The organism is Streptomyces sp. NPDC052042 (assembly GCF_044548345.1).
Lineage (GTDB): Bacteria > Actinomycetota > Actinomycetes > Streptomycetales > Streptomycetaceae > Streptomyces.
In genome coordinates this window covers 83,629-104,227 of record NZ_JBIUBU010000006.1, presented here as the reverse complement: position 1 = coordinate 104,227, position 20,599 = coordinate 83,629, and the positions used below count along the sequence as shown (strand labels likewise).

Sequence of the window (20,599 nt, the reverse complement as noted above, 5' to 3'; positions counted from 1 at the left end):
TCGTACCGGCGGCCGCTATGGGTTACAACGCTCTAATCGCACGAATCTATCCCTTCTGTCGGTCCGGCCCGTACAAGGGGCTGTCCCGTGACTCCTGGCGGACGCACGATGCCGGCTACGGCAGCCTCGCCCCGCTATGAACCATCCGGTCAGTCATGATCGGCTTTGGTCGGCTGATGGCCGTTGCGTCGAGTGCGGTCGGTCGAGCCGACTTCCCGGCGAGCGTTCCGGCAGGTCCGCAGCAGTCCCGCGGACAACGCCCCCACCCCGCCCGAACCGGCCCGGACCGAGGGGAGAGCGACGGCGAGGGCGACGTGATGCCCGTCGACGAGGCCGACCGAGGCGCCGATGGCGGTCACCCCGGGCTCACTCTCGTCCTGGTTGAAGCCGAAGCCGTCACGGCGGACGGTTTCGAGTGCGCGGCGCAACGCAACCAGGTCGCGGATCCTCTCGCCGGGCGAGGGTGGCAGTCCGCCCGAGTGCAGCGCGTCGACGACAGCTGGATCCAGGTCGGCGAGCATGGCCTTGCCGCCGGAGGTGCAGTACGCGGGCATGCGCACACCGATGCGCAACCCCACACGCAACGACCGGACTCCCTCGATCCCGTCGAGGAACAGCACCTCGGTGCCGGTGCGCACCATGAGGTGGACCGTCTCGTTCACTTCCCCGTAGAGGCTCTCCAGGTACGGACGCATCCGGTCGGGCAGCGGCGGCACGGCACGCCTCCCCGCCGGGAACGACTGGGGGCCCGGCCGGTACACCCTGTCGTCGCCGCGCACGGCGAAGTCCCGGTGACACAGCGTGGCCAGCAGTCGGTGCGCCGTGGACGGCGCCACACCCAGCTCCCGCCCCGCCTCGGTCACGCTCAGTCGGCCTCGCTCGGCCAGCAGCGTCAGCAGGATCAGCGCACGGTCCACCGCTTCGACGCGATATGAGTTCTCATTCTGCTGCACAGAATCATGGTAAGGAATCTTTGCGTCATACGTAAAGGTATGCCTATCGCCCTCCTATGTCAGGACAGGAGCCCCCCAGTCCACCAACCGATGCCGCGCGGGCGCCCGACGCGAAAACGCGGCTCACACGCGCCGCGCGAGCGCACCTGAAGAGGAGGAGTCGCGATGACGGCCCAGAGCCAGCCCCGATCGGTCACGGATCGGTCGTCAACCGGATGACGGAGGGCGACAGTCCGGAGCTCACCCGTCTCTACAAGGACTTCGAGGCCGAAAATCTGATCCCGCTGTGGACGCAGATCGAGGGCCTCAGTGGGCGTTAAGTCCGTTTCTGGTAGCGGCCACGTCCGGGCTGGGTGAGGAAGCCCTGGCGAAGGAGGCGTCCGAGGCGGCCAGCCCGAAGGTGTCGCGTCAGGCCGGGGCGGGTGTGGCCAGCCGGCGGGGTCGCGCCACAGGCCGAAGTAGTAGCAGACCGCCGACCAGGCCGGCAGGTCATCTGGCAGATAGCGCCACTGGCAGCCCGTCCGGTTCTGGTAGAAGGTCGCGTTCACGACTTCCCTCGGATCGCAGGCCCCGGGGTCGCCGGTCGCCGACCGCTTCACCCGGTCCTGCTTCCAGGCTGTGATCATCGGCTCGACCACACCTATTGCTCGTCCGACATGTCGCTGGGGTACGGCTGTCGCTCCATGCCTCACATCTCGGCATGAACATGCCCAACGGTGGCCGACGTGACGATCAGTGCCACGATCGAGCGATCACGAACCGAGGAAGATCGGACTTGGCGTCCGCTGAGGAGGGCCCGGCCAGGCGGGGCGCTGAGCGGGAGCGAGCCTCACTCCGCCTCACGCACCTCCCCGTACCAGCGCCACTTCTGCAGCCTCTCCCGCCCCGCGAGCTCACCTCGCCCGGTCGCCCACAGCAGCGTCTGCCACGGCTCCTCGCCGTGCTCCACATGCGGGAAGAGCCGTCCGAGGACCAGCGCACAGAGGTCGTCGGGGGCGTTGAATTCCATGCCAAGACCGGCTGCGATGTCGTACGTGTGGAGAAGGGTCTCGACGATGCCCATCGCCGCGAAACCGGCCGGGTCCGAGGCACCCATGGCGTGGTGGGCACGGGTCGACGGGGGAGTTGTGCGAGTCAGGGAGACCTGCATCGCACCGCACGCCTCCAGAACTGTCAGCAGCCCTGGCGGGCCCGGCTCCCGCGCGGCCTGGAGTATGTTGACCGGCCCTTCGGGCCGTTGGCGGTGCATCTCGAGCGGGACATAGGTGCCGGCCGGCAGGCCGGGGGTCGCGATCTGCATGCCGTAGAAGAACAAGTCGCGTCCACCGCCATCCGGTCGAGATCGCATCATCGCCGCGCATATCCATCCGACCAAGCGCGTCATTCCGAAACGATCAGTTGGAGAGACCGTGGCCCGGAAATGCCCCGGAACTGCTGGTCAGAGCTGAGATCCTGGTAGGAGACAACGGGAGTGAGGGCGTGTTTCGACTCGCTGCTCAGATGTGCGCCGCCAAGGGCGCCTGCCGGGCATCTGCCCTGGTCAGGCGCCCATTTCCTGCGCCTAGAAGAAGCCCAGCTTCTTCGGCGAGTACGACACGAGAAGGTTCTTCGTCTGCTGGTAGTGCTCCAGCATCATCCTGTGGTTTTCCCGGCCGATCCCCGATTGCTTATACCCGCCAAATGCAGCGTGGGCCGGGTACGCGTGGTAGCAGTTCGTCCAGACCCTGCCCGCCTGGATGGCGCGGCCCGCGCGGTAAGCGGTGTTGACATCCCGGGTCCATACCCCCGCGCCGAGGCCGTACAGGGTGTCGTTGGCGGTCCTGATCGCGTCGTCGAAGTCGGTGAAGGACGTCACCGCCACGACCGGACCGAAGATCTCCTCCTGGAAGACCCGCATGCGGTTGTCGCCCTCGAGGACCGTCGGCTGGACATAGTATCCGCCCGCCAACTCGCCGTCGTACTCGATCCGCTGACCACCCGTGAGGACCTTCGCACCCTCCTGGCGGCCGATGTCCAGGTACGAGAGGATCTTCTGCAGCTGGTCGTTGGACGCCTGGGCACCGATCATGGTGTCCGTGTCCAGCGGGTTCCCCGGCACGATCTTCTCGGTACGGGCGACGCCCGCCTGGAGGAACTCGCCGTAGAGGCCGCGCTGGATCAGCGCGCGCGACGGGCAGGTGCACACCTCGCCCTGGTTGAGGGCGAACATGGTGAAGCCTTCGAGAGCCTTGTCGCGGAAGTCGTCGTCCTCGTTCCACACGTCGTCGAAGAAGATGTTCGGGGACTTGCCGCCCAGCTCCAGTGTCACCGGCTTGATGTTCTCGGAGGCGTACTGCATGATCAGCCGCCCCGTCGTCGTCTCACCGGTGAAGGCGATCTTCGCCACGCGCGGGCTGGACGCGAGGGGCTTGCCGGCCTCCGCGCCGAAGCCGTTGACGATGTTGACGACGCCGGGTGGCAGAAGGTCGGCGACCAGCTTCAGCCACACGTGGATGGAGGCCGGGGTCTGTTCGGCCGGCTTCAGGACCACCGTGTTGCCCGCCGCCAGAGCGGGGGCGAGCTTCCAGGTCGCCATCAGAATAGGGAAGTTCCACGGAATGATCTGCGCCACGACCCCCAGCGGCTCGTGGAAGTGGTACGCGACGGTGTCGTCGTCGATCTCGCTGAGCGTGCCCTCCTGCGCCCGCAGCACACCGGCGAAGTAGCGGAAGTGATCGATCGCCAGCGGGATGTCGGCGGCCAGGGTCTCCCGCACCGGCTTGCCGTTCTCCCAGCTCTCGGCAACCGCCAGTTCCTCCAGATGCGCCTCCATCCGGTCGGCGATCCGGTTGAGGACCGCTGCCCGTTCGGCCGCGGGGGTGGCGCCCCAGGCGGGGGCCGCGGCATGTGCCGCGTCGAGGGCCCGCTCGACGTCCTCGGCGGTGCCGCGGGCGACCTCGGTGAACGGCCGACCGTTCACCGGACTGGGATTCTCGAAGTACTGGCCACGGGCGGGCGGGACGTACGCGCCGCCGATCCAGTGGTCGTAGCGGGACTCGAACGAGACGATGGCGCCCTCGCTGCCCGGCGCGGCGTAACGGGTCATCTCTGTGGCCTCCCGGATCCGGAGCCGCCCGTCGTTGGACGGCTCTGGCCGCGAGGGTAGACGGCGGCACGTTGCGACTCCGTTGCACACGCGGGACGGCGCTACCTCTGCCGCCCCTGTTCCGTTTCCAACCCCCGAACCCTCGCGAGCAGCGCCGGGCGTCTGTCCACAGGCGTCGCCGCCGCGAGCGCACGCCAGACCGGCAGATCGTCCTCGCCCCAACGGCTCTGCACCCAGTCGGCCAGCAGCCCCGCGTCACCGCGTGCGATCAGTGCCGCCCGCATCTGCTCGTCGATCCTGCGTCGCAACCGCACGACGGACGGCGACTGCGAACCCGGCAGCAGCGGACCCGCATAGACGCCGAGCGCCGACGCCACAGCCCCCGACCCGAGCCTGCGCGCCACCGTGTCGAAGTCGGCGTCGACGCGGGCCGAGAGCCGGTAGGGACGCGACAGCAGCAGCTCGGGTCCCAGGAGCCGGCGGAGCCGTGAGAGTTCGGCCCGCAACGTCACGGGGGTCACCGACTCGTCCTCGTACAGTTCGACGAGGAGTTCGTCGCCGCCGAGACCGTCGGGATGCCGGGCCAGCGTCACCAGGATCTCGCTGTGTCGTCTGCTGAGCCGGATCCTGCGGCCGTCCGTGACGAGCAGCGCCTCGTCCCGACCGAGTGCGGTGAGCTGCACGGTCTGCCTGGCGGGCGCGGGCGTCAGCAGGGCCAGCTGCGCCTCGGCGGCACGCGCCACCGCTTGGACGAAGGCCAGACTGTGCGGATGCGCCAGCCGGTCCCCTCCGGTGATGTCCACCGCGCCCAGCACCCGCCCCGAGCGCGGATCGTGGAGCGGCGCCGCCGCGCACGTCCACCGCTGGACCGGCCTCCGGTAGTGCTCGGCGGCCACGACCTGCACCGGTCGGTCGACGGCCAGGGCCGTGCCCGGGGCGTTCGTCCCGGCCACGGACTCCGCCCAGCGGGCCCCCTCCACGAAGTTCATCCGGCTGGCGGCCCGCCGGGCCTCCGGGTGGCCCTCGACCCACAGCAGTCTGCCGTGTGCGTCGCACACCGCGAGCAGATGCTCCCCGTCCGTCGCGTACGCGCCCACCAGCTCGCGGATCAGCGGCATGACCGGAGCCAGGGCGTGCTCGTCCCGGTAGGGCCCCAGGTCCTCCGCGCCCAGTTCGACCGGGGCCGTGCCGTCGGGGCTGACCCGGGCCCGGGCCGAACGGCGCCACGACTCGCCGACGACCGGCCGTACCGGTCGATCCACCCGCCCGTCCGTGGCGAACGCCTCGTGCGCCCGCCGCAGTTGGCTGAGCCACCGCCCCCGTTCCGTACCGGCTGCCAGGGCCACCCAGGGGTCCGTCAACTCGCCCTCCCGTCCAAGCACGTCGTGCACACCCATCGTGACCGCCGCCCGGCGGCGGGGCAACCGCTGTGTGCGCGGACGCCGGAGCGGCCTCGCGCGGGTGGGGCGCGTCAGCCGGCCGAGTACAGGTTGACGAGCCGGATGTAGCGCACCCAGTCCCAGTGCGGACCGGGATCGGTGTGGTCGGAGCCCGGGACCTGGATATGGCCGAGGATGTGCGCCCGGTCCTTGGGGATGTCGTGGCGGTCGCAGATCGAGGCGGTCAGCAGCGCCGACTTCTCGTACATGGCATTGGTGAAGTACGAAGGCTGATCCACCCAGCCCTCGTGCTCGATGCCGATACTGCGCGTGTTGTAGTCCCAGTTGCCCGCGTGCCAGGCGACGTCCCGCTCCCGGACGCACTGGGCGACGTAGCCGTCCCCTGAACGCACCACGTAGTGGGCGGAGACCTGCTTGGCCGGGTTCTGGAAGATCCGGACCGTGTCCGAGAATGTCTCCTGTGCGACGTGGATGATCACGTGCTGGACTGGATAGCTCGAAGGACGTGTCGAGGTCGTGTAGTTGGACGTGGAGGCGGGTGCCCAGTGGGCGAGCGGGTAGTCCGTGTCGCTCGCCGCCGTGGCGGCCGCGGCGCGGGCAGAGGCCGGCAGCAGTGCCGCGGCCGTGGTCGCCGCGGCACCCTGAAGGATCCTTCTGCGGTGCATGAGAACTCCTGTGCGTGGGGGGAAAAGACGGGACAGTGGAGAAGGGGGGGCAAGAGGGAAGAGGTTCGTCGACGCGGTCCGGTCCCTGGCCGGTTCGATGGGGACGAAGTGCAGCGTGATGGTGTCGCCCGGCTCCGCGTCCATCCCATGGAATGGGCCGGTCTGCGCGTGGAGGAAGGGGAACACGCAGACCGGGTACCAGATCCTGCTGGGAGCGCACCCGCCCGGCGGAACAGTCCTCCGTGCATACGTCGAGGAATGTCCCGGGCTCGATACGGGCGGTCGGCCTGACTCCACCCGCGCCGACCGCGATCACGAACTGCACGGCCACGCCGCTGACGGGGGCGCGGCGGCGCGGGTGGAGTCGCGCGAACGCCTTCGGATACGCCCCGATCCGGCCGAGGTCGAAGGCCGTCCGGGGCGACACGTCGGCGCATGCGTGGGCGTTGGCCACCGTCGAGTTGACTGCGGCGAGGAACAGCAGCACCCGGAACAGCCCGAACGAGGCAGGTGCCACGTCCTGTCACGAGGCCCCGCCCTCGGCGCCGAAGTCGCCGAAGCCGGCGAACCGGTCGGGCCCGAAGCACACGGACATCGCGTACGTGGTGAGGACGTGGACCAGGCCGATGGTGAGCGCCGCGCCGAGCAGGGACCACGGTCACCACAGGTCCGCGGGCCGTCGCCGTGATGCTCTGGAAGAGCATCACGCGCAGCCCGATGGCGTCACGTAACAGCCCGCTCCCCGAATCCCCCGACACCCCGCGACCCCCTTTGTCCGATGTCCGGAAGGCGTTGTCCGATGTGTGGCGCAGCGTCTAGTGCCGCATCAGGCAACGTTCGCCCCGTCGCGACGTCCGGCACGCCCTCTCGCTGCACCGGCCGAAAACCCGAGTACGTCCAGTACGAGGGTTTCCGGCCGGCACACCGAGAGCACGCACCGGACGCGCTCCTTGACGGGCAAACGTTGCCTGCCGCGGCACTGGCGCGCCCTACCGTACGGGCGTCGTGCGGGCTGTGGAAGACACCGGGGACTCAATTCCGGTAGGTGCGGGCCGCTTCACTCGGCCGAGCCCGCCGCCGGGGCGCATCCCGTCGCGCAGGTGTGTCCGAGCCTCCCGGACGGCGGACGACGGACGACGGGCAGTGAACGGTGGACGGCGGACGACTGGCGGTGAGCGGCGGGCGTCCGGTGGTGTGTTCAGCCGTTCGAACCGTTCGGCCCGTCCGCTCCATGCCGCCTGCCCGGCCTGTCCGGTCCTTCGGCCCCGTCCGCCCCGCTCGAACCGCCCAGTGCCGCCGCCGGATCCTCATCCGCCGGTCCGGCCGGCACCCAGTGCCCGCCCTCCTCGCGATACGGCCACCAGCGGCCGTCCCGCCCGTACCGGAGCTGAACGCCGAGTTCCGCCGCCGTCCAGCGGTTGCCCGTCGCCCGTAGCCGGGGCCGTTCGTCCTCCTCCCACGCGTCGGCGAGTCGGGCACGGGCTTCGGCCAGCGTTTCCGGGTCCGGGGTCCACTCCTCTTCGAGCACGGCGATCCCCGCGGCCCCGCCGTACCGCCAGGCGTGCACCGCCGCGTCGAGGGCGGCCGGGCCGCGCCCTGATCCGGCGGCGAGCCGCTTGGCGATCCAGGGCGTGGGCCGGGCGTCCGCGATCAGTCGTACGGCGTCCTGCCACGGTGTCAGCTCACTGGGCGGCGGCTGTCGAGCGTGGTCGGGGGAGAGGGCCTCCGCCAGCATCCGGTGGGCACGTGCCGCGCCGTCGGCCGCCAGTAGTTCCAGGGCCGCCGTGTCGATGCCGGGTTCCGGTTCGGTCTCCGCATCCAGCGACGGCACCGCGCCCGGCTCCTCCGGCAGCGGCGGGGGAGCGGGCAGCGGGGGCAGGATGTCCCGTGCGGCGAACGCCTCGTCCGCCCGCACGCCCCGGTGCTCCGCCGGCGCCGCGTCCGCGGCGCCGGCCCCGTCGATCGCGGGGCCCCGGCCGGACGGTGCCCGTTCCGAGGCACGGGCCGCGATGCGCGTCTGGAGTTCGTCCAGGAGCCGGCGCTCGCCCCGCCCCCGTACGAGCAGCAGCACAAAGGGGTCCTGGTCGAGGAGCCGGGCCACCTGGTAGCACAACGCCGCGGTGTGCGGGCAGTGGTCCCAGGCCTCACAGGTGCACTCCGGGTCCAGGTCGCCGATTCCCGGGAGCAGTTCCACCCCGGCCGCCGCCGCGTCCTCGACCAGGTGTGGTGGCATCTCGCGGTCGAGGAGCGCTGCGACGTGCCCGGAGCGGGCGGCCGCCACATCCAGGAAGCGCTCCCAGTCCGCCTCGCGCAGCTCCTGGAGCAGCACATCACTGCGGTATGCCGACGCGTCCCGGTCGCGGACGACCGCGGTGATCCTGCCGGGACGTACCGAGACCGCGCCGACCCTGCCCTCTCGCGCGAACCCGCGTCCCTTCTTGAGCTGGGCGCCGTCCAGCGCGGTCTCCTCCAGGGCCTTCAGCCATGCCCGTCCCATCCAGGACGAGGCGAAGCCGCGACCGCGTGCGGGCGGCAGCGCGGCGAAGGTACGCTCCCGCGCGGGCTCCGGGCCATCGTCCCGGCCGCCGTCGACGGCCCCCCGGGTGCCGGCGCCGAACCCGCGTCCGCCGTCCCCCCTGCCCCGGTCGCGGTCCGCGTCGTCGTCGCGGTCCTGGCCGTAACCGGCACCGCCGTACCCGTCATGTTCGTCCTCCGCGGCGTCGTATCCGTGGTGTCCGTCGTGCCCTTCGTACGCGCCGTATGCGTATCCGTATCCGCCGTACTCGCGGTTCATCGGGTGCCCCCTCGCAGCTGCACCAGCTCGGCCAGTTCCGCGTTCGTCAGCTCGGTCAGCGCCGCCCCGCCGGAGCCGAGCACCGCGTCCGCCAGCCCCTGCTTCCTGGCCAGCATGTCGGCGATCCGGTCCTCGATGGTGCCTTCGGCGATCAGTCGGTGCACCTGGACCGGCTGGGTCTGGCCGATCCGGTAGGCGCGGTCGGTCGCCTGTGCCTCCACCGCCGGGTTCCACCACCGGTCGAAGTGCACGACATGCCCGGCGCGGGTGAGGTTGAGCCCGGTGCCCGCCGCCTTCAGCGACAGCAGGAACACCGGGGAATCGCCCGCCTGGAACCGCTTCACCATTGCCTCCCGTTCCGCGACCGGCGTGCCGCCGTGCAGGAACTGCGTACGCACGCCCCGTGCTCCCAGGTGCCGTTCGAGCAGCCGGGCCATCCCCACGTACTGCGTGAACACGAGCACGCTCGCGCCCTCCGCCAGGATCGTGTCGAGCAGTTCGTCCAGCAGCTCCACCTTCCCCGAACGCCCCCCGATCCGGGGCGCGTTCTCCTTGAGGTACTGCGCAGGGTGGTTGCAGATCTGCTTCAGCGCGGTCAACAGCTTCATGATCAGCCCCCGCCGTTCGAGCCCGTCGGCGCCCGAGATCGCGGCCAGCGTCTCCCGCACCACCGCTTCGTAGAGGCCGGCCTGTTCGGCCGTCAGCGACACCGCCCGGTCCGTCTCGGTCTTCCGCGGCAGTTCCGGGGCGATGCCGGGATCGGATTTGCGCCGCCGCAGCAGGAACGGCCGCACCAGCGCGGCGAGCCGTTCGGCCGCCGCCGGATCACCACCCTCGACAGCCCGCGCGTAGCGGGTGCGGAACGTGCCGAGGCGACCCAGCAGACCGGGCGTGGTCCAGTCGAGGATCGCCCACAGCTCCGACAGGTTGTTCTCCACCGGGGTACCAGTCAGCGCGACCCGCGCCCGCGCGCCGATCGTCCGCAGCTGCCCGGCGGTCGCCGAGTACGGGTTCTTGACGTGCTGCGCCTCGTCGGCGACCACCAGGCCCCACTCGACCTCGGCGAGCCTTGCCGAGTCGAGCCGCATCGTGCCGTAGGTGGTGAGGACGAACTCACCGGCCGCCAGGTCGGCGAGGTTGCGTGACCCGCCGTGGAAGCGGCGGACCGGGGTCCCCGGGGCGAACTTCTCGATCTCCCGCTGCCAGTTGCCCATGAGCGAGGTCGGGCACACCACCAGAGTCGGTCCGTTGGCCGGATCGACAGCGAGCCGATGAAGGTGCAGAGCGATCAGGGTGATGGTCTTGCCGAGGCCCATGTCGTCGGCCAGGCAGCCGCCGAGGCCGAGCGAGGTCATGGTGTGCAGCCAGTTCAGACCGCGCAGCTGGTAGTCGCGCAGTACGGCGTCGAGCGCCGCGGGCTGACCGATCGTCCGCCGCTCGTCCCCTGACGCCCCCGACTCCGGGTCGGCCAGCCTCTGGCGCAACCGCTCCAGCCGGCCGGTGGCACGCACGGCGACCCGACGGCCGCCGACCTCGGTGGAACCGGTCAGTACCGTGCCCAGCGCGTCGATCGCCGTGACCTCGCGGTCCCGGGTCTCCCGGGCGCGCCGCACCTCCTCGGGGTCGATGAGCACCCACTGGTCGCGCAGCCGCACCAGCGGCCTGTTGGCTTCCGCGAGCCGGTCCAGCTCGGCGCGGCTGAGCTGCTGGTCGCCCAGCGCGAACCACCAGTCGAAGGACAGCAGGGCGTCCGTCGACAGGAAGGACGGCGCTGTGGCCCCGGCACCGTCCGTCGACAGGAACGACGGCGCTGTGGCCCCGGCACGGGCCGACCCTTCGCGTTCCTGGTCCGTACCGTCCTCGGGCGGGCCGATCACCGCCCGTGTGGTGAGGGTGCGGGCCAGGTCACGCGGCCAGTGCACCTGTATCCCGGTCGCGGCGAGAGCCCGCCCGGCCGCACCGAGGAGCTCCGCGACCTCCTCGTCGGCCGGTTCGATGAAGTCGGGCACGGCGGCCGACAGCAGAGGGGTCAGCGCGGGCCACGCCCGAGCGGCCCGTCGCAGCGCGAGCAGCGCGTCCATCCGGGCGCGTGGTCCGAACGCGGCTGCTGCCCCCGTCCCCGCCCAGACATCGGCGGCATCGGCGACCAGTGCCGGATCGGCGACACCGTGTACCTGCAGCACGGCCCGGAAGGACGGGCCGCCCGCCGCCCCGGGGTGTGATGCGCCGCCCGCCGCCGGGTCCGTCAGCCCCGAGACCTCCACCCGCAGCGAGAGCCGGACACCCGCGTCGTGCCCGGCCGCGACATCGGCGGCCCAGCCGCGCGCACCGGGCAGCCGCTGCGCCTCGTCCACGGCATACGCGGGGCCCGCCGTGGCGAGGGCCGCGGCCGGTGTACGGGGCAGGCCGTCCGCCACCGCGTCGAGGAACGCGCGCAGCAGCCGCTCCGGTTCGGGGAGCAGCACCGGGCGCGCGGAGGCGTCGAGGGGAACGGCATGGGCGAGGGGTGGCATCGAGGCGGCGAGCGTGCGGATGCGCGCCTGGTCGTCCGCGGTCAGAGGGCCCATCCGCCAGGCATCGTGATCGATGGCCGTCAGTCCGGGCAGCAGCAGGCCACGGGCGGCGAGTTGCAGGGCGAGAAGAGCGGCGGCGCCCCAGAACGCGGCGGCGCCGGAGGCGTGCGCCGAGAGCCGCGCGCGCGTCAGCACGGGCAGCGCGTCTGCGACCGGGAGCATCAGCGCGGGTACGGCGTACACCTGTGCGTCGGCCCCGACCACGCTGAGCTCCGCGACGGAACCGGGGCCTTCGGGCGGGCGGCTGCCTTCCGGATGCCAGAAGGCGATACGGCCGGCACGGAAGGGGTCTTCGGGCAGGAAGACCACGGCGCAGCCGGAGAGTGCGGACACCTCGGAGAGTGTTGCGGCAGGGAACCTGTGCACAGCGATGTCGGTATTCCTCAAATTTGACTAGCGAGCTAGGGGCTGAGGGTACTCCGTCCGCCCCTACCCCATGCGCAGCAGGGCTGTGATCTGCCTCACTATTTCGTGGTGTGTCTCGGTCGTGTGAGTGGTGTGCCTCGATCGTGACGCCCGCCGGACGGCCACACCACCTCACGGGTGCGGTCAGCCCCCGTCGGCGGAAGGGGGCTGGCCCCACCCGCTTCCTGGGTGGTGGCGCCATGGTCGCCCCGACTCCGACGACCGTACGTTTCAACAGGTCCACGCTGCTTTCCAGAGACCGGAGACCCCATGTCCCAGGCCATGTCCACCGTCGCGGGCCCAGGCGGTACGGGAGGTGCCACACCCCCAAAAGGCCACGGACCCACCCCGAGACAGGTGACCGGCGTGGTCCGGCGGACCGGGCCGAACCGGGGGATCGCACCCGGCCCGGATGCCGCGACGAGTCCGGCCGTCGCACCGAGTCGCGGATCCGGCCCGGCCAGAGGGAGCGACTTCGCGCCCCTGCTGCAAGCGGTGAGGGGACAAGGACTCCTGGAACACCGCGCCGGCTGGTATGCGGCCGGCATCGCCACCAACCTGCTCGCTCTGGGCGCCGTGGTCACCGGCATGTTCCTCATCGGCGACCACTGGTGGAACCTGCTGCTCGCGCTGCCGCTGGCGCTCTTCTGGTCCCGCACCGCGTTCATCGGGCACGACGCCGGACACGCCCAGATATCAGCCCGCCGCGGGACGAGCCGGGCCATCGGCCTGGTCCACGGCAACCTGCTGCTGGGCATGAATGAGGCGTGGTGGAACGACAAGCACGTGCGCCACCACGCCCACCCCAATCACATCGACAAAGACCCCGACGTCGCGGTCGGCGCCCTGGTCTGGACCCGGAAACAGGCCGCCCTGCGCGCGGGCTTCGCCCGCTGGGTCACCCGCCATCAGGCCCGGCTGTTCTTCCCCATGCTGCTCCTTGAGGGCATCGCCCTCAAGATCACCGGTTTCCAGTACCTGAGCCGTCAGCCCGCCCGGGAGCGGGCCCTTTCGGCGCTGCTCCTGGTCGCCCATCTGGGCCTCTACACGGCGCTGCTGCTCACGGTCATGTCCCCGGGAAAGGCCGCCGCCTTCGCGCTCCTGCACCACGCCCTCTTCGGGCTCCACCTGGGCATGGCCTTCGCGCCCAACCACAAGGGCATGCAGATGCCCAACCCTGACGGCGAGCGCTGGGGACACCTCCAGCGCCAGGTCCTCACCTCGCGCAACGTACGCGGCGGCGCCCTCACCGACTGGCTGCTCGGTGGGCTCAACTACCAGATCGAGCACCACCTCTTCCCGAGCATGCCGCGTCCTCATCTGCGCCTGGCGCAGCCCATGGTGCGCGCCCACTGCGCGGCGCTCGGCATGCCCTATACGGAGACCGGGCTCGTCGAGTCGTACCGGCAGGCGCTGCGGCACATGCACGAGGTGGGCGAGCCGCTGAGGTGACTTCGGCGAGCCCCGGGGGTGACGGTGGGGCAGGCTGGAACCGATGAGGCCGCACAGGCGTTCTCAAGGCAGGAGCGGCTACGGCCGCAAAGGAGGCGTGGACGATGTCGAACAGTGCGAAGATCGCGATCGGGGGAGTCGTCGCGGCGGTCGTCCTGATGCCGTTCATCGGGTTCTGGCTGTCGTTGATCGTCCTGATCGGGGTGCCGACGGTCGCGTACCTGATGCTGGATCCCGGCCAGCGGCGCAGGCTCCGCAGGATCACCCGCAGGGAAATAGGGCGCTGACACGCATGGGGGGCGCGTTGAGCGGGACGGTCACGGCCGTGAGCCGGAATGAGACGTACGCGTTCAGCAAGCCGAACCGGGAGAGCGTCACCCTGGTGGCGGGACTCGGTGTCGAGGGGGATGCGCACGCGGGGGCCACGGTCAGACACCGGTCCCGCATGGCGCAGGATCCCACCCGGCCGAATCTGCGCCAGGTCCACCTCATCCACGAGGAACTGTTCGGCGAACTACGAGCCGCCGGATTCGAGGTCGCCCCGGGCGACCTGGGGGAGAACGTCACCACCAGGGGCGTCGACCTGCTCGGCCTGCCCGTCGGGACCCTGCTGCACCTGGGCGACGAGGCGGTCGTCGAGGTCACCGGACTGCGCAACCCCTGCCTCCAGATCGACACGTTCCAGTCCGGGCTCCTGAGACAGGTCGTGGGGCGCGACGCGGAGGGACATGTCGTCCGCAAGGCGGGGATCATGGGCATCGTCACGGCCGGCGGAGTGGTCAGGCCGGGCGACTCCATCGGGATCGAGCTTCCTCCGGAACCGCGCAGGCCGCTGGAACGAGTGTGAGGCGGGGCGCGCTCCGTAGCGTGTCGTGAAAGCTCAGCGGGGCCTTTCTGTCACGGCGCGTTCGGGTCGCCGCGCCGCGGATCGGCGGTCGGCGTCCATCGGCGCCGTATCCGGGCTGCCGGAGGCAGGTCGCGGTGTTCGGGGCGGAGTTCGCAACACCGTGGGCATCGGAACCGCGGAGACACCCGTGCCCCGGATGCCGGAGGCCCCGGTTCCGTGACGTCGGTCGGCGGAACGAGGCTCAGACCGGCCGCACCGCGATCGCTTCCAGGGCCTCCAGCAGACCGGGGAGTCGTGCGCCACGCCCGACCGGGAACACCTCTCCCGGTTCGTCGTCCAGCAGCACGAACGCGACGTCGTCCGTCCTGGCGACCATGGACCAGCCGGGACCGTCGACGCGCAGCATCCGGGCGTCCTCCGCGGCGAAGGAGGATCGGATGCGGCCCGGTGGCGGAGGTGCGTCCAGATAGGCGTGTGCCTCTGCCAGCGCCCGCCGCAGGCCGGAGTGGGCCACGACGGGGGAGGGAGCCGTGGGGGTGATGGTGCCGGGCCCGCCGCCGCCGGCGGCGGGCCACTTCCCGGCCACGGCCACGGTCCCGTCCCGGACGTGGTTCTCGCTCCCCGGCCCTGCGCCGTCACCGGCCCTCACGCCGTTCCCGGCGCCCGTACCGTTCCCGGTCCTCGCACCGTCCTCGGCGCCTGCCCCGATTCCTGGCCCGTCCTCCGCGCCGTCGTCGGATCCGGTGCCCGCCCCGTGGCCCGTCCCGGTCTGCGTGCCGTTCGCGGCGTCCGGGCCGACGAAGGCTGTTCCGTCGTCCAATCGGTCCCGCCAGGACGTCCATCGGTGCGCGATCTCGTCCGCCCCCATACGCCGCTGGGCCGGCCCCCACGTCTCCGGGTCGGGCGGCGTGAGGGGAACGGGGCCGGGGCCGCCCGCCTCCGGATCCGGCGGCGGATCATGCGGCCTGGCGAGCCCCGGAGCGGCGACCCCGACCGCGAGCGGCCAACCCGGCAGCGCGCTGACCACCGAGCGGTCGTCGGGCGAGAGGTCGTACTCCATTCCGCAGTCCCAGGCGGCGATTGCGACGGCGACCAGCGACACGTCGTCCACGACCACGGTCCAGCGCGCGCCCCCGGCGTCCTGGCCGAGGACCAGCCCGTATCCCTCGGCGCACGGTTCGAGAGCGAGCGCCGCACAGGCTGCGGCGTAGTCGTCACCGAGCGCGCTCGGGAACTGCGCGGGCGTCAGCAGCGCCGCGGTGAGCACGTACAGCGAGTCGTCGTCGGCGACCGCATCACCCGTCCCTGCCACAGCGCTCTCCTCGTCCGTCACGGTTGTCCGTCGGCGCACCTTAACCAGCCGGTAACCCACTCGTCGAGGCCCCGGCGAACCGTTCGTGAGCCGGTGTACCGCGCCTCTCGATTCCTCGCCGCGCAGGCCCGGATCCGGCCTCGTGGTGTGCATGCGTTTGCGGTAGAAGCCCCTCGCCGACGTAGAGTTGGGCATCCGACCGGCGCAAGGGGGCACTGCGGTGAAACGGTACGACCATCTGAAGGAGATTCAACGTCTCGATCCTGAAAGAGACTTCCTTCGGATCTATCGGATCACGGCGACCTACGAGTTTCCCTGGGACATCACCCGCGCACTCGAACTGGCCCTGTACCGCACCTATGCCGTACCCAGCATCGGCCGCCTCCTCGCCGAGACCGCCGAGCTGACGGACCGGTCGCAGAAGCGTTACGACGACACCGCACTTCTCCTCGACACGGTCGTGGAGCACGGTTTCGCCAGTGAGGCGGGGCGGACGGCGATCCGCCGGATCAACCAGATGCACCGCAGTTACGACATCAGCAACGACGACATGCGCTATGTGCTGTGCACCTTCGTCGTCACGCCGAAGCGGTGGCTGGACCTCTACGGTTGGCGCCGGCTCTCCCCGCATGAACTGCGGGCCTGCGCCGCCTACTACCGGACGCTGGGCGCCCATATGGGCATCAAGGACCTGCCGCAGACGTACGAGGACTTCGAGCGCACCCTGGATGCCTACGAGGCCGAGCACTTCGGCTGGGACGAGGGCGGACGCCGCGTCTCCGACGCGACGCTGGACCTGATGGGGTCGTGGTACCCCGGACCCCTCGCGCCCCTCGTGCGGAAGGCGGCCCTCGCGCTCCTCGACGACTCGCTGCTCCGGGCGTTCCGGTACGAGCGCCCGGGGCCGGTGACCCGTAACCTCACCCGCGGCGCGCTGCGCCTGAGGGCGCGGGCCGTGCGACTGCTCCCGCCGCGCACCAGCCCGCACTACTCACGGCAGAACCCCGAGGTCAAGGGCTATCCGAACGGCTACGAAGTCGCCCGGCTCGGTACGTTCCCCGCTCCGGGCGTCCGCGGCTGCCCGGTTCCGCACGGGCGGCGCGCCGACGTGGCGGGACAGGGGTGAAGCGGACGGGGTGAGGGACGCCCGCCGGTTGTTGTGCGCGCTTCTGCCGGCCTGTGCCTCGCACTCTCCGGGCTTCGGACCGCTCATGCGGCGCATGGCGGAGGGTGCGGGCGTGCCGGAGCGATCACGTGTGTACTTGCGTGGCAAGCGGCGGAGCGTTCATGCGGCACACACCCGTGCTTCGCATGACGAGCGTCAGCGCGTACGCGCGGCGAGCGCGAGGAACCGGTCGTCCTCGTCGGTGTACGCGTCGAGCCGCCATCCGGAACGTGCCAGCAGCGGGCGGAGGTTGGCCTCGGCCCGCACATCGTCGTCCGTGACCGTTCGGCCATGGCGCGCTGCCAGCGCGGCACGGCCGAGAGGGTGGAACAGCGCCAGTCGCCCGCCGGGCCTCACCACTCGTGCTAGTGCGGCCAGGTCCGGTTCCGGCTGCGCCAGGTGGGAGACGAGCCCGGCGGCGAACACCGCGTCCAGCGATCTCGACCGCAACGGCAGACGGGCGACATCGGCCAGGAGCAGCACTCCACTCGTGTCGCGGCCCGCCCGTACGGCTGCGTCCAGCATGGCCGGTGTCAGATCCACGCCCAGAACCGTGCCGCCCGGTCCCACGGCCGCACGCAGAGCCGGCAGCGCCCGCCCCGTGCCGCAGCCCGCGTCGAGCACCGCGTCGCCGGCACGCAGACCGAGGGCCCCGACCGCGGCGGCGTGGGCGGGCCCATCGTCCGGGAACCGCGTATCCCAGTCCGCCGCGCGGGCCGTGAAGAACTCCTGGACGTGTGCGTGGTTCTTGGGCATACGGACATGATCGCGCGATCGTCTGGAGAACGGAACGCGGCACCCCACCGACATGCTCCGCAATGGGGCCGACGGCGCGCGGCTGCGCTCGGACGATGCGGCGACACCGTGGGGCGGATACGTGATTCGGACGGCTCCTCTCCGCCAACCGTCGGCGGGCATGGGGAGAGGAGCCGGCTCGGCCGTGTGTTCAGGCGGTCCGTCTGCTGTGCGGTGTCTGGTACTTTCCCCAGCTCCCGGCTCCGCTCGGGAAGGGGAACCCTCGTCGCTCGCCGTGGAGTCGTCCTCGTACGTCCGGTACGAGGACGACTCCGCGCCTCGCGATCGCACGCGCCGGACGCCGCGCAGCCACGCCTTTGGCCGGCCGCCGCCGGTTCGACCGGGGGAGACCGGTCCGCGGGATCAGACGTTGACGCCGTAGTCGGCCGCGATTCCGGCAAGCCCGGACGCGTAGCCCTGGCCGACCGCCCGGAACTTCCACTCCGTGCCGTGCCGGTAGAGCTCGCCGAAGACCATGGCGGTCTCGGTCGAGGCGTCCTCGCTGAGGTCGTAACGGGCGAGCTCCACGCCGTTCGCCCGGTTCACCACACGGATGAAGGCGTTGCGGACCTGACCGAAGCTCTGCCCGCGGCTCTGGGCATCGTGGATGGAGACCGGGAAAACGATCTTGGCGACTTCTGCGGGAACGGCGGTGAGGTCCACATTGATGGACTCGTCGTCGCCCTCGCCCTCGCCGGTCAGGTTGTCACCGGTGTGCTGGACCGAACCATCGGGGCTCGTGAGGTTGTTGTAGAAGACGAAGTGCAGGTCGGAGAGGACCTTTCCGGTCTGCGAGCACAACAGGGCGCTTGCGTCCAGGTCATGGTCCGCGCCCGTCGTCGTCCGCACGTCCCAGCCCAGACCGACCGTCACGGCGGTCAGGCCGGGCGCCTCCTTCGACAAGGAGACGTTGCCGCCCTTGGCCAGGCTCACACCCATGAACATCCTCCAGTGATACAGCGCTTCGGCGATCCGATGATCAGCGCTCTTCGGTCGTCACCAGGGTGAACGCCGATGACGAGCCCTTGGTTCCCATAATTGCGCAATTCCTGAAGTGAGGCGCGGGGTGGGCGTGCATGTCGTTCCGTCGGCCTCCGCGCGCGAGTCGGGCATGCGGCTCTCCGGGACGCCACCGGTCGATCGGTGGGCGCATCACGACCGTCACGGCCGACCGGTGCGAGACATGCCGATCGTCGTGCGGCATGTACTCATCACAAGTCCCTATGGTGTTTCGGTCGGTGTTTGCGTTCGACGTTCCTGGGAAGTGCTTGTGGTCGGCTGTGGGCAGGTCCGGTGCTCCGTTCGAACAACGGCACTCGCTGCATTGCGCAACTGTGAAACCACAGAGAGGTGGGGCGCGTCTTCCCGGACGGAAGCCGGGTCCTCGCTCTCTGGACCGGACGGACGGGGTGGCCGATGACAACACGTGGCAGGGCGGCGACGGACAGGACGCGGGGCGGCCGTCTGAGGCGGACGATCGTGACCGGACTGTCCTTTCTCGTGCTGCTCGTCTCGGGCACCGGGTGGGTGTACCTGAAGCTCAACGGCGGCATCGACACCTTCAGCGCGGACGGGATCTCCGGAGACCGGCCGCCCGGCGCGTCGCTGGGGCAGAACGTCCTGGTCATCGGATCGGACTCGCGGGCGGGGAGCAACAGCCAACTCGGCGGCGGCACGGGCACGGTGGGACGGTCGGACACCGCCTTCCTCCTTCACGTGTACGGCGACCGCAAGCACGCCGTCGCCGTATCGATCCCCCGGGACTCCCTCGTCGACATCCCGGCCTGCAAACTCCCGGGAGGCCAGTGGACGGCTCCGCGGCACGACGCCATGTTCAACGCGGCGTTCTCGGTGGGGGAGACGGCCAAGGGCAATCCGGCCTGCACCCAGAACACCGTGGAACACCTCACCGGACTCCGCGTCGACCACACCGTCGTCGTCGACTTCGCCGGGTTCGCCGCACTGACCTCGGCGGTCGGAGGCGTGCCGGTCTGCCTTCCCCACGACATCCATCAACGCGACCTCAGCCCCAAACTGCCCACCCGTGGCGCGCGGATCTTCACGAAGGGCCCGCAGACCGTCTCCGGGCAGCGGGCACTCGACTACGTCCGGCTGCGGCACGGCATCGGCGACGGCTCGGACCTGGGGCGCATCAAACGCCAGCAGGCATTCGTCGCCGCGCTCATCAAGAAGGTCAAGGCGCGGGGCATGAACCCGAGCGCACTGCTGCCCCTCGCCGACGCGGCCACCGACGCGTTGACCGTCGACCCCGGACTCGGGTCGGCGGACCGGCTGCTCTCGTTCGCCATGTCGATGAAGGACATCGACCTGCACAACACCAAGTTCGTCACCGTCCCGTGGCGCTACGAAGGGGCGCGCGTCGCGATCGTCGAATCCGACGCCGACGCGCTCTGGGCGGCGTTGAAGGCCGACCGCACCATCGAAGGCAAGGACGCCGGCGGCGGGCGGACCGCCGGGCACGACCGGCCGGACGGCGACGCCGACCGGCCCGGGACCGCCGACCCGCTGCCGGAGAAGGAGCTGCCGGGGAAGGACATCAGCGTCGCCGTCTACAACGGCACCACGGTCACCGGCCTCGCGGGCCGGGCGAGCGAACTCCTGCGCTCCCGGGGGTTCACGGTCACCGCAACGGCCACGGCGAGCCGCCAAGACCACGTCTTCACCGTCGTCGAATACGGACCGGGTCTGCGGACCGAGGCCGAGGCGACCGCCCGGCTGCTGCCCGGAGCCAGGGCGACCGCCTCCGAGACCGCCGGAATCCGCGTGGTCCTGGGCAGCTCCTACGTTCCGGCCCCGGCGGCCGAGCCAAGTGCCGAGCCCCCCGGCGCGGTGCCTGCCGCGGTCGCCGAAGAGGCCCGTTCGGCCGATGACGACCCTTGTGCCGACCTCTCGTACGGATGAGCCGGTGTACGGAGCGGAGCCCGGCCGGGTACGCCGGGCTCGGCGCCTGCGCGCAGCACATGCCGACCGCGCTGGAGACGGGGCCGAGTTGGACCCGACCATGCCCGGCACGGGGGGAGCGGTTCGCGAGGGGGCGAGGGGGCTCGGCTGAGACGGACGGGGCGGCCGATGGTGCCGGCCGGTCGGATGCTCCGCGCGGATCGCTCCGCGGCCTCGGTGAGCCGGGCCCGC

General features: G+C 71.1%; 15 protein-coding genes and 1 pseudogene. 5 read left to right on the top strand and 11 right to left on the bottom strand.

Annotated features, from left to right (window positions below; all coding sequences use genetic code 11):
• Positions 1-149: 149 nt before the first annotated feature.
• The 8 genes and pseudogenes from ACIHCL_RS13300 to ACIHCL_RS13265 form a co-directional block, all read right to left on the bottom strand.
• Complete coding sequence (locus ACIHCL_RS13300) at positions 150-953, bottom strand: IclR family transcriptional regulator (protein WP_399860780.1); 804 nt, start codon at positions 951-953, stop codon at positions 150-152.
• A 443-nt stretch (positions 954-1,396) separates the two neighbouring features.
• Positions 1,397-1,638 (bottom strand): annotated as a pseudogene (locus ACIHCL_RS13295) (transposase); the annotation flags it as partial.
• Between the two features lie 144 nt (positions 1,639-1,782).
• Positions 1,783-2,304: a hypothetical protein gene (locus tag ACIHCL_RS13290; RefSeq protein WP_399860777.1), complete on the bottom strand. Its 522-nt coding sequence runs from the start codon at positions 2,302-2,304 to the stop codon at positions 1,783-1,785.
• Positions 2,305-2,514: 210 nt separating this feature from the next.
• Positions 2,515-4,038, bottom strand: coding sequence for an aldehyde dehydrogenase family protein (locus ACIHCL_RS13285; RefSeq protein ID WP_399860773.1), 1,524 nt, complete (start codon positions 4,036-4,038; stop codon positions 2,515-2,517).
• A gap of 101 nt (positions 4,039-4,139) precedes the next feature.
• Entirely contained in the window at positions 4,140-5,399 is a 1,260-nt protein-coding gene (locus ACIHCL_RS13280) for a GAF domain-containing protein (RefSeq protein ID WP_399861223.1), read from the bottom strand.
• A 110-nt stretch (positions 5,400-5,509) separates the two neighbouring features.
• Positions 5,510-6,103: an N-acetylmuramoyl-L-alanine amidase gene (locus ACIHCL_RS13275; RefSeq protein ID WP_399860770.1), complete on the bottom strand. Its 594-nt coding sequence runs from the start codon at positions 6,101-6,103 to the stop codon at positions 5,510-5,512.
• Between the two features lie 1,198 nt (positions 6,104-7,301).
• On the bottom strand, positions 7,302-8,897 hold the full coding sequence (locus tag ACIHCL_RS13270) for an SWF or SNF family helicase (protein WP_399860768.1): 1,596 nt from the start codon (positions 8,895-8,897) through the stop codon (positions 7,302-7,304).
• Positions 8,894-11,836 (bottom strand): DEAD/DEAH box helicase, encoded by a 2,943-nt coding sequence (locus ACIHCL_RS13265; protein ID WP_399860765.1) that lies wholly within the window; start codon positions 11,834-11,836, stop codon positions 8,894-8,896. The genes ACIHCL_RS13270 and ACIHCL_RS13265 overlap by 4 nt, the downstream gene beginning before the upstream one ends.
• A gap of 435 nt (positions 11,837-12,271) precedes the next feature.
• Here ACIHCL_RS13265 and ACIHCL_RS13260 point away from each other — a divergent pair, with 435 nt between their 5' ends.
• The 3 genes from ACIHCL_RS13260 to ACIHCL_RS13250 all read left to right on the top strand — a co-directional run bounded on the left by ACIHCL_RS13260 (position 12,272) and on the right by ACIHCL_RS13250 (position 14,174).
• On the top strand, positions 12,272-13,327 hold the full coding sequence (locus tag ACIHCL_RS13260) for an acyl-CoA desaturase (protein ID WP_399861220.1): 1,056 nt from the start codon (positions 12,272-12,274) through the stop codon (positions 13,325-13,327).
• A gap of 104 nt (positions 13,328-13,431) precedes the next feature.
• Positions 13,432-13,614 carry a hypothetical protein gene (locus ACIHCL_RS13255; protein WP_399860763.1) on the top strand — a complete coding sequence of 61 codons (183 nt, stop codon included), beginning with the start codon at positions 13,432-13,434 and terminating at the stop codon, positions 13,612-13,614.
• A gap of 5 nt (positions 13,615-13,619) precedes the next feature.
• Entirely contained in the window at positions 13,620-14,174 is a 555-nt protein-coding gene (locus tag ACIHCL_RS13250) for an MOSC domain-containing protein (protein ID WP_399860761.1), read from the top strand.
• A 241-nt stretch (positions 14,175-14,415) separates the two neighbouring features.
• On the opposite strand, the gene ACIHCL_RS13245 is transcribed toward ACIHCL_RS13250, so the two are convergent.
• Complete coding sequence (locus ACIHCL_RS13245) at positions 14,416-15,486, bottom strand: hypothetical protein (RefSeq protein ID WP_399860758.1); 1,071 nt, start codon at positions 15,484-15,486, stop codon at positions 14,416-14,418.
• Between the two features lie 220 nt (positions 15,487-15,706).
• On the opposite strand from ACIHCL_RS13245, the gene ACIHCL_RS13240 reads away from it, so the two are divergent.
• Positions 15,707-16,612 carry an oxygenase MpaB family protein gene (locus ACIHCL_RS13240; protein ID WP_399860755.1) on the top strand — a complete coding sequence of 302 codons (906 nt, stop codon included), beginning with the start codon at positions 15,707-15,709 and terminating at the stop codon, positions 16,610-16,612.
• 195 nt (positions 16,613-16,807) lie between these two features.
• Here the strand turns inward: ACIHCL_RS13240 and ACIHCL_RS13235 are convergent, their stop codons facing one another.
• Complete coding sequence (locus tag ACIHCL_RS13235; protein WP_399860752.1) at positions 16,808-17,407, bottom strand: class I SAM-dependent methyltransferase; 600 nt, start codon at positions 17,405-17,407, stop codon at positions 16,808-16,810.
• A gap of 402 nt (positions 17,408-17,809) precedes the next feature.
• On the bottom strand, positions 17,810-18,385 hold the full coding sequence (locus ACIHCL_RS13230; protein ID WP_399860750.1) for a TerD family protein: 576 nt from the start codon (positions 18,383-18,385) through the stop codon (positions 17,810-17,812).
• A gap of 540 nt (positions 18,386-18,925) precedes the next feature.
• Between ACIHCL_RS13230 and ACIHCL_RS13225 the strand changes: the two genes are divergently transcribed.
• Positions 18,926-20,368: an LCP family protein gene (locus ACIHCL_RS13225; RefSeq protein WP_399860747.1), complete on the top strand. Its 1,443-nt coding sequence runs from the start codon at positions 18,926-18,928 to the stop codon at positions 20,366-20,368.
• Positions 20,369-20,599: the final 231 nt, after the last annotated feature.